The organism is Devosia submarina (assembly GCF_003056345.1).
Lineage (GTDB): Bacteria > Pseudomonadota > Alphaproteobacteria > Rhizobiales > Devosiaceae > Devosia > Devosia submarina.
This window is the reverse complement of the sequence record NZ_PYWB01000022.1, coordinates 1-8,965: the sequence shown is the minus strand read 5'-3', so window position 1 is coordinate 8,965 and position 8,965 is coordinate 1. Positions and strand designations below refer to the sequence as shown.

Here is an 8,965-nt window from a genome sequence, read left to right as displayed (position 1 = left end):
CCGGAGCAGCACCGCGCTGATCCACCATTGGCGGAAAGCCAATAGAGGCAGAGATTCGGCCCTGAAACCTCCGCCTCACCGGTTCGGAGCCCCTTGGGCGGGCCAGCGCCCTGAGACCTGTCTAGCCGCACGTACGCCAATGCGATGGTTTGCTCGGTTGCTGCGCCAATCGTTTCGACGGCAGGAACCAGGGATACGTTTCGATCAATATTGAGCTTTCCGGCACGTTTCAGCTGCTGCCGTCCGGGTGCTGAGTAGCGACTTACTTCGAGGCTTGGAACGACGGCTTTCGAGAAGCTTTCCGTGACCTTGGATTGACAGAGATGGGCTAGCAAGCTGCCCGACCGCTTCTGGGCGCCCAAGCCGGGAAAGCGGCCGTTCAGCAGGCTACTGTACTTCGACCGCAATGCGCCCCATATCGGCCGTTCAGGAAGCCGTCCGATTTCCTGAAAGCGGTCGGTCGGATTACCTAGTGGTTAGCACTCAATGTGACGCGCCCACAATCAATGCCGCGCTCAGACCAGTTTGACCATATAAACGCAAAAAGGCACAGCACAACGAATTTAGAGGTGATGTAGGCTCACTCACAACCTCATCGGCTCCCCAAAAGTCGGAGCGAAGGCGGGGGCAAATACGCAATTGTCATAGCCCCGGCCATGCCCCGGGGTGTCATTCTGCAGCACGGCGATGCTTGCGCCACGTCCGCCGCACCGTTCAAAGATCAAGCAGTTGACGTTGATGATCGGATGGGCTTGCATGATCGCATAAACTGGGACAGAAGTTGCTGAAAGAGGGCAATTGTTCCATGTCGGCGTGGGAAGCACAAAGCGTTTTGCTGGTATGGTTCACACCAGCCAGCAACTCCGTTAGAGCAGCTGCGGTTTACGAAAGCGTTTTTGGACGCGAAGCGGATACGGTGCAGACCAACAAGGCACCTAATCCCGCGTCGCCCTTCCTTTCAGTCGCAAACGGCGTTCTGAATAGTGTTCAGACGCAAGTTGCGGTCCTGCCTGGTCGAGTGGATTTGTCTATATCTTCTGTCCCGGAAACAGCTGAAGCCAACACTGAGATTGAAGATACTGCGGGCCTCCTTACATCGCTAGCCGAAAGCGCCTCAACTGTTTCTGCCTCTATTAGCGAGGTTCTTCGGCAAGCCCTTGTCGTCAATCTGCAGCGGCGTGCCGCTGATATCAGCGAAGCATTGAACAATCTGGATGTGCAAATTGAAGGGATTGATTTGGAAGGCACTTTGGACTTTTCGCTGCAACTGAACAAGCGAAGAGAATTCAGGTCGCTTCCTGGGACCCAGATGAACCGTCTTGTGCGAGCGTCAACAGCAATCGCTCAGCAGATAAGTATCACGATGGGCAACGGATTGCCTGGTATCCCAGTTAATGTGGGTAACGAGGTTGCATTTTCGCACTTCGCGATCGATTTAAATACAGTGGCGACTACCGGGCGGACATTTAGTCCGGAAGAGCAGACTGCAATTTGGAAAGAATTCATCGAAGAAGCGTTGCATCTTCGAAACGAGGGAAGCCTTAAGGCTTTGCAATCATGACCACGACGCTCGCACGCGTGAATAACTCATCGTCTGCGCCTGTGGGTAAACCATACAACCTCCGTTCAGGAGGTTGGAGTTTAGCTAAAAGCCCGATTGGCTTCACTGCCGGCACGGCCATTCGTAATGCTCTTGGTGTTTCGGCCCCATCGGCAGGCGACGTCTCGATGCCAAGCCCTTCTCACTTGAACGTTGTTACATACGTCCATTTTTCCCAAAAGAATGGAACGATATATGGTGACGGTAGTGAAAGCGCATTTCGCACTGTGAGCGATGCTTGGCGCCGCCGCTTTCAGCAAATCTCAACTGCTATCGCTGAATACTACCCTGCAGTGATGACTGCGGTGTATAAGCCCGATGCATTCGACTATGAGCGCGACGTGTTTTTCTCGGCCCCTGCCGTTTTTGGGGATGTGCAAGCTTGGAGCAACGCATTTGCTTCAAACTCCGAGAGTAACATTGTGAGTGAAGCTCACAAGCAGCTTGATTACCTGAGCCAGTATGAAGCCGGCTGGAATGGACCTCGTTCACAGGCACCGTCTAACAATTCCTTCAAGTTTGCGAAGCTCTTCCTGTCGTGCATCTCCCCCGGTGCTAATCTGAAGGAAGTTGCGCCTTTACTGTTTTCTAATGGACACGCCGTTCTTGAAATTAGGACAAACACTGCGTCTCTGCGTCTAGAGTTTACTGAAGACGGTGCAATCTTCGCGAACGTTGATCAAGGCGAAACCTATTTAGATCTAGATCTTGCAGGGTTTTCAGGAGCGGCGTTACCCCCCGAGCTCCAGCGTTATTTGTAGGTTGCCGATGGCATCCATTGCTGACGAGGATTTAGAAGCGTCCCCAGATGATGCTGCGCCTACGGAGTGCCTAGTGGTATTTGCGCAGCGGCCCGAGGCCGAGGCAAGCCTCTACGTTGACACACGTGCGCCCGCTTGCCGTTGCGAGCCAGTGCAAGTTTCGACGTATTCTGCCACTCCCGTTGACGACGATGAAACTTTGATCAGGCTCATCGTGGACAACATTCACATCAAGCAGGTGGATGGTGAAACGCGGGTTAGGGAATCATTTCTAGAGGACTCCATCCACGGCGGCGCCTCTTGCCTTCGACTAGGGCGAGCAAGCAAAGATGAGTTTCAGCGGACTATTGACTTGCTGATCAAAGGCAAGGTGAAGCCCTCAGGCGAACCTCGTGAGGTCATCGGCTACGTTCGCATACCCGCGAAGATCGCGCGCGCTATGCACGTACCCAGAAGCGCCCCACCAATTCCCAAACCTCCAGAACCTACCCCTGAGTTCAGAGCATTTGCCGTCTACGCTACAGGTGAGGCAGACAGGCCGAACCACAGCGACGTGATGCTCTGTAACCATGCACAATTTTCTAATTCAGCGAAAAACCGGCATGCCGCTACGCTGGGCAAGCAAGTAAGTTACGAGAAAGTCACGTCGGTGGAGGACGTACTGAAGCTTGGTGTTTCGTAAGCTTTTTCTCCATTAGCGGAGATCGAGAACATAGCTACCCTGTCAGACTAGGTCGGCCGCTTACATCCCGGTCTCGTTGCGATCCTGCGATGCTGTGTTTCAAATTCAACCTGGACCCGAGTTGGCTATGTCGTAAGCCTACGCTGCCGTATACCCGCCTCTAAACGGTTAGGGACGCCACGCGTGAGGGATGTCTGCTTCCGGCCCGCTTATGCCCAAGAGCTGCCTAGCCGCTATCGGCCCCCTCCAGGCGCAAACAACATCCTGCTTCCGATACCTAGAGGCGGCTGAAGGCTTAGGTTCAGGACTGACCTATCACTCGACTAACAGGTTCCAAACGCTCTCTACGTTTCTGCCATCCCGCCACTTGGCAATAGATGCCGCGTCTGTGCATGAGGCTTCAACCGGGTCACGGTGGATTCGGAACTCACGATCGACGAGATATCCCAAAACCATGCAGTCAGTTGCGTATAAGCCTAAGATGGCGTTCTCCCGCTTGACATGAAGCCGCACGAGAAGAGCTTCGACGTCTCGGCCCTGCCAGGTTGCTTTCCCGTAGTCAGCCAGTTCGTCAACGGTGCCTGTGATGACCCACTTATCTGCGGTCACGCCAAGAAGGTGCTGGTTCGTCGTTGGGAAGAGCTGAGCCAGTGTGTCGGATTTGCCCGTCTCCACGAGCTCTCTCACAATATCGGCAATATCCTTCTTGGCACCAGTCGCACGCTCTTCATATTCCTTCCGAAGATCGGTTTGCCGTACTTCCAGTTCCGATCTTTGATCAGCTGTCTTGGCGTCGAGCAAATCAGCCGCGGCTTGCGCCTGCTGTCGCTGCAGCGCGTCCTCCTCATTCAACCGCGCCACCTCGCTCGAGACTTCATCGGTCTCGATCCAGACGGGCGCGGTCGTAAAAGCAATGTCAGCATGCTTCAATGCCTCCGATATTGACCTGAGGCCCGCCGCGTCGGCATAGATGCCTGAACACTGACCACGTTGCGCCGCCACAAAGGCCTGCTCGACGTCGGTCGGCTGCAAGAACTTTGGTTCCGCAAACAGGAACGCGACGCGGTCCGCCCGTTTGGCGAGGCTACTTCCGTGCGGGGCGATATCATCCACGACCGGGCATATGCCACCGCGGCCATCAGTCAACTGCAGGAGACCGAAGCCCTGCAGCGTGCTGTTCTTGATGCGACTCGCGATGGAATTAGCCTCAACCGTCAGACGCTCGGTTTCGCTCACTGCGGCACTGCCGGTCACCTTGACCAAGGATTTGAGCCGACCATCCTCAAACGCAGCCACGATCGGCTGTGCTTCACTTGGCGACAATTTCAGGAAGTCGCCACGCCGCAACACTGCAAGATCGGCAGTCTTGATCGGTTCGGCGCATTGCGCAACATCTAACTGGTCGATGCCCATGGACCCAAGTTCCTGCCGTGCCATCAGCAGGGCGATTGAATTTTCGGGGATGGGATGCAACCAGCAGGTGGTCGCCACTCCGCCATCCACCCGAAGATTCCCGACTAGATCGTAGTTCAGGTGCGGCGCTGCACTGTTACGCAGTACAAGGAGATCTTCGTCGTCGCCCTCCAGAAGTTCTGCATTGGCCAGGGTCACTGCAACGCCATTTTCGGAAACAGGAGCTTGCGGCACCGCCGCCTTTGCGGTTTGCTGGATGCGGAACTCGTCGTGAAGTGCAGCCAGCTTCATGGCTTCAAGTTGTGCGTTGGCTGTCTCGAGGCTTTTGACCGTCTCGGCGGAGGCAGGAGCTGCTAGTGCAGCTTCCACATTCATCTGCAAATCAATGGCGCTGAGAATGTCGTCTGCCGTGACGTTCGCCTCGATGTACGACAGCAGAAATGCATCAATGCTCGTCAGTTTTTCCTTTGCCAAGGCAGCAGCATTTGCCAAAGCAGTGTCTTTGCTGGCGGAGCGATGTGCATTTGCCTCTGCAAAGTTCGCATCGCCATCCAGCAGCGTGGCCAAAGCATCGAACGAGACCTGCAGATCTGGCAGAGATGGTTGGGCCAGTGCGGCCTTCAACCGAGATAGACTGCGAGCAACATCAATGGGCTTGACGAACTTGCCCCCACCCTGAGCAAAACTGTTCACCGACGCTATCAACGTCTCGGATGCGGCGACCGCATTGTCCAACGCAAGACCTTCGTTGGCCACCTCCGCGTCCGCGAGTTCGAGCTCTTCGGCCGAAACCTTCGGCGCATTGAAACTTCTCGAAAACTCAGAAAGGTCTGAGCTCAGGCCAAGCTCGTCCAATTCCTTTCGGGAGGATGCCTGCGCTGTGGTGATACGCTCGGCATTGCCTTCCTCAAGGGCATTTCGCAAAGCCTCACTGAGCGGAAGCAGTTTGGGGACGTGAATTGAGGTTACGTTCCGTCCGACGTAATCCAGAACGAAGGCCTCCAGAACTTCCGCCTGGCGTCTTGCCTCCAGAATGGCCGTTTGCTCAGCTTGCTGACGCGCATTGACCATTGCCACCTGAGCTTCAACATAAGCGATATCCGCGTCCAACAAGGCCTGGAGGGTGGCTGAATGCTGCTTGATTGATGCGGCGTCTTCCGTCTCATTGGCAGCACGCAGTGCCACTATAGCGCGCGCAACTGCAATTCCTTGCTCGAACTGGTTGCCGGCCTCTGAGTAGGCTTGGACTTCAGCAAGAAGCTCAGTGGCTTTGCCCTTTCCTTCTGCAAGCGCCAAGCGGTTGGCCTCTGCTGCGGCCTCAGCCCTTGCAACTTCTGCACCCCGGTTTGCGTGGTCACTATTTTCCTCTATTTGCGCCAGCAACTGGTCCGCTTGCTCACGCTTTTCACCCGCCAGGTGGTCAACTGTGGGGCTATTCCGGCATGTGGTGACCGCCTCGCTCCACTGACGTTGCGCAACGAGATCGCCACACTTTCCCGCCTGCAGGTGCAGTTCGATGAACAACATATCATCGGCGAGAGTGTTGACTTCCTGACGCAGCTTGGCGACGTCTTCTCGGGAAGTTGATGCTGTGCCATTGAGCAGTTGAGCAAGGGCCTCCCGCTTTTCGACTAGGCGAGCGTTGCCTTCTTGGAGTCCGCGTTGAGCACCGGCAAGTACCGTGTCCAACGCCAATTTGGCTGCCGCATCGGCCGGTCTGGCCTCGGCTGCGCGATAGCAGGAGGTCAACGCAGCGGGCCAATCCTGCGCCTGCGTCGCCGTCAGACATTGATCCACTGCCTCCTCAGCAGCGGCCCGCTCTGCTGCCTCGCGCTCGAACGTTGCTTTATCCGGAGCGCCTGACCGTAGGAAGGCGTAATATATATCTGCGTTCGCGAAGCCTTCTGCTACAGCTAGGCTGTACTCGTCGAAGTCTGTGAAACCCGCTTCCCGCGCCTTCAAGAATGCAGTACGGTCAGAAAAGCCGCCCGCCTCCGCAGCATCTATCTCGTCCGCGCTTCTCCAACCCTCGGATGCACGCCACTCCAGGTCATAAAGTTGCTGCTCGCCAAATACGCCTGGTAGGCGAAAAGCCGCCTGGTACGCTGCAATGGCCGACCGTGTGCCTGGACCGGTGGCGCCATCGACTTCCATGTTGTAGTAACCGAGCGCTTTGAGAGCGACCTGGGTTCGGCGGTAGAATTCAATCTGGTACGCCTCGCGGGCCGCCAGTTCTGCTTCTTGCGAAGCCCGCTCCGCTTCTTCGGCCGCTTGCTGCTGCTGAAACTGTTGTTCTCGCTGGCGCTTGATTTCGCCGCTTTGAACACCTTGTCGAATGAGCTCGCCTGCAATACCGAACAGAAGATCGACGTCGCTTTGGGCCTGGGCCGGCTGAAAGGCGAAACTACAGAACGCGACAAGCGCCGCCGACCGCCAGGTCTTCGGAATCATAATAAGTGCCCCCACGGCGATCTACTTGAGATTATCAACTACATGTCATCCTGGAAATCAATGTGTTTCCCAAGCCGGAACAGATGATAGCTAATGCATTTGCAATTAATGATACCTACAAGATGTAGATCGTATCGGCCTTGGATGATGCAGCAGCCTCTGCTTCGGATGGACAGTATATGACGGATGGGCCATCATCCTTGGGTAGGAAGATGATGATGTTCAGCAGATTAGCAAAAGCGGTGGGCTTGCTCCTGTGGCTCGCCATAACGATTGCAGCTGTAGCTGATGAGCGTATCGGCGCGTTCGTGGTCTTTGACAGCCTCCAAGACCAGATCCTACTTGATGGTGACATCGGCATAAATGCGCCGCTGGAATTCCGCAGAGCTATGAGCGCTCGTCCTGACGCAAAGGTGCTCGTCCTTGGCAGTCCTGGCGGTTACGTGGCCAGCGCCCTGATCATCGCGGACGAGGTACATAGCCGAGGGATGAGTACGGTCATTCCTGAAGATGCCAGCTGCTTTTCAGCATGCTCATTCATCTTTCTGGCGGGAAATGAACGGCGTGTGGATGGACAGTTGGGCGTGCATCAGATGATCGGCGAACAAGATATTGCGGGCGTGCAGACCACGATGTCAGACATCATCGAAGCTCTGGAGCAGTTTAACACTCCGACCGAGGTAATCACTCGTATGCTTCGTACGCCGAATGAAGAGATGTACGTCTTTTCTGCTGCCGAGATCGAGAGCCTGGCCATCAATCGTGCGGGAACGCTGGTTAGCACAACAACAGACTCATCAAAGGCAATAGTGCCGCCGACCACGTCTGGCGCCAAGGTGTTCGAAGGCGGACGGACCGAGATCCCACGAGAGCCGCCTCCCAGAGAAATCGAACCCGTTCAAGCTGATCATTCCTTCGGGCCAAGGATCGTCCTCTATGGCGGGCTGGACTTTTATGGTAATGACAGATCGTCTGAGCGCACCAGGGATGTCGTGCAATGCGCTGCCGCTTGCATGTCGGATGACCTGTGTCAGGCTTTCACCTATAATGCCGACCCTGATCTCACCAGAGGGCCGAACTGTTTCCTAAAGACAAATGTTGATCGACTGGAAGGCTATGCAAACGCCCTGTCGGGTGTGTTCCTGCCGGCCGGGAATGAGCCCGCCGCGACCTATTCCATCGGAGCCATCGATCCGACGCGTGACGTGTTGCCGCGCCAGGGATTGTCGGGGAAGGATTTTAGTAGTTCCCCAGAGCGAGGCATCGACTCGCCCGGTGAATGCAGGATGGCGTGCGTTGATAACACGGCTTGTCGGGCATTCACCTATGACTCACGGCTGAAGCAGTGTTACCTGAAGCACGCTGTTGGTAAGCAGTTTTCCAGCAGTAGATTGACGAGCGGCATCAAACGTGGAGCGTCGTTCAAACCGCTCGATGTCATTGATCTTGAGGAGTGATTGAGCCGGTCACTGTCTTATCTATGCGAGGCAGCGACGCTGTAAAGGTATGTTGGACGGCTAATAGACGCTGCTGCCATTCAAAATGGTACTGCTCAGATGATTCTTGCTGTTCCGTTCCTACAGCCTGCGGCTCAACTTGGATCGCCTCGGCAGCGAACGCATGACTACATGCGAACAGGTAAATTGCTATTGCAATGTTCGTTGGGCGCAAGCTGTGCTCCTTACCACTTCATTAACGAAGCCTTGCGCTAAGAACCTTAAGGCGGAGTTAAGGATCTGCGTCTCCACACGCGAGAAGCTAACCAACGCCTCCTCGCCATGCATCTTCGGCCAGGACGGCGCAATATTACAGCGTCTGATCCGCTACTTGAAAATGGACCGATTAGTCCGCTCAGGGCCCAAGTCGGTTAGCGGTGCACACGCGCGGCGGGTGTCCGCTCTAACTTGATTTTTCCCAAAAGCTACCGGGCAGCTCCCGTGAAGAGTTTCGGCTGCCGACAGGCGCCCGAAAGTCCCCGAAGAACGAACCCGCGACCTACGGGAATGGGGGCTATGGATTTTTCTCGATTTGGCCAGTCTGGGGGCCGCCCGGATGGTG

Annotated in this window: 5 protein-coding genes; 4 read left to right on the top strand and 1 reads right to left on the bottom strand. The window is 55.6% G+C overall.

What is annotated here, in order from left to right; translation table 11 throughout:
* Nucleotides 1–781: 781 nt before the first annotated feature.
* The 3 genes from DDE77_RS19140 to DDE77_RS19130 all read left to right on the top strand — a co-directional run bounded on the left by DDE77_RS19140 (nt 782) and on the right by DDE77_RS19130 (nt 3,043).
* On the top strand, nt 782–1,561 hold the full coding sequence (locus tag DDE77_RS19140) for a hypothetical protein (RefSeq protein ID WP_157959970.1): 780 nt from the start codon (nt 782–784) through the stop codon (nt 1,559–1,561).
* Nucleotides 1,558–2,361, top strand: a complete 804-nt coding sequence (locus DDE77_RS19615; RefSeq protein ID WP_157959969.1) for a hypothetical protein — start codon at nt 1,558–1,560, stop codon at nt 2,359–2,361. The genes DDE77_RS19140 and DDE77_RS19615 overlap by 4 nt, the downstream gene beginning before the upstream one ends.
* 199 nt (nt 2,362–2,560) lie before the next feature.
* The gene (locus tag DDE77_RS19130; RefSeq protein WP_157959968.1) at nt 2,561–3,043 is read left to right on the top strand and encodes a hypothetical protein; all 483 of its coding nucleotides are present in this window, start codon (nt 2,561–2,563) and stop codon (nt 3,041–3,043) included.
* Between the two features lie 315 nt (nt 3,044–3,358).
* Here DDE77_RS19130 and DDE77_RS19125 read toward each other — a convergent pair whose 3' ends face one another.
* The gene (locus DDE77_RS19125; RefSeq protein WP_108399087.1) at nt 3,359–6,907 is read right to left on the bottom strand and encodes a peptidoglycan-binding domain-containing protein; all 3,549 of its coding nucleotides are present in this window, start codon (nt 6,905–6,907) and stop codon (nt 3,359–3,361) included.
* Nucleotides 6,908–7,119: 212 nt separating this feature from the next.
* On the opposite strand from DDE77_RS19125, the gene DDE77_RS19120 reads away from it, so the two are divergent.
* Complete coding sequence (locus DDE77_RS19120) at nt 7,120–8,364, top strand: PAN domain-containing protein (RefSeq protein WP_170116552.1); 1,245 nt, start codon at nt 7,120–7,122, stop codon at nt 8,362–8,364.
* Nucleotides 8,365–8,965: the final 601 nt, after the last annotated feature.